This window comes from Plastoroseomonas hellenica, from assembly GCF_018129085.1.
GTDB classification, from domain to species: domain Bacteria; phylum Pseudomonadota; class Alphaproteobacteria; order Acetobacterales; family Acetobacteraceae; genus Plastoroseomonas; species Plastoroseomonas hellenica.
Window position 1 is genome coordinate 1 of the sequence record NZ_JAAGBB010000151.1, and the last position, 952, is coordinate 952.

The 952-nt window shown below is 79.9% G+C and carries 1 protein-coding gene; it reads right to left on the minus strand.

All coding sequences use genetic code 11. The features are described from left to right. Nucleotides 1-952, minus strand: a 952-nt coding sequence (locus GXW71_RS34585; RefSeq protein WP_211858625.1) for a CHASE2 domain-containing protein, incomplete at both ends; no start/stop codon positions are given.

Here is a 952-nt window from a genome sequence, read left to right on the forward strand (position 1 = left end):
CGCCGCTTCGGCGAGGCCGGCCGCCAGCACCGCGGCGGCCGGCGCCACCGGATCGACCAGCACCGGCAGGGAGCGCAGCGCCGCCGCGGCGCCGAGCGGCCAGAGCAGGCCGAGCAGCAATACCAGCACCAGGCCCTTGCCGGGGGCACGCCGCACCGCCCAGGCGGCCAGCAGCGCCAGCAGCAGCCCCGCCGCGGCTTCCGTCATGCGGCCGCCGGAGAGCCGCCGCGGCACCCAGCCGGCGGCGAGCTGCGCCACCGCCTCGGCCTGCAGCGCGAGGGAGGGCGTGAAGGCGCCGAGCACCGAGGGCCGGAGCGGCGCGGCCTCCGCCGCCGTCACGCCGATCAGCGCGATGCGGCCGCGGAGCGGCTCCTCCGGCATGCCGCCGAGCACGGCACTGGCGGTGACCACCGGCATCGGTCGTGCGGCGGGCACCAGCCGCAGCAGCCCGTCCGGCGGCAGCGCGAGGCCATGCCCGCCGAGCTGCAGCAGCATCGGATCGCCCTCCCGCAGCAGCAGCGTATCCACCGCCAGCGCGCGGGCCAGGACGCCGACCGCCAGGCCCGGCAGCAGCACCGGATCGGCCTCCGCCGCACCCAGCCGCGCCAGCATCGGCACGGACCGCACCGTCCGCCCCGGCAGCGCTGCCAATCCGCCGGGGATGCGGGGCAGGGCGGAGGCCTCGACCCCGGCCAGCAAGGGCAGGCGCGCGAGATCCGGGCGGCCGAGCCGCGCGACGCCGAGGCTCGATGCCGCCGGCACCGGGCCTTCGAACAGCGCGCCGATGCTGGGCGCCGCCAGCAGGGCCGCCTCCAGCGCGGTGTCGCCCTCGGCGGGCTCCGGCAGGGCGATGTCGAGGGCGATGGCGGCCGCGCCCGCTTCCGCCACCCGCCCCACCAGCCGTGCCAGCACCGCGCGCGGCCAGGGCCAGGGGCCGAGCGCCGCGAGGTCG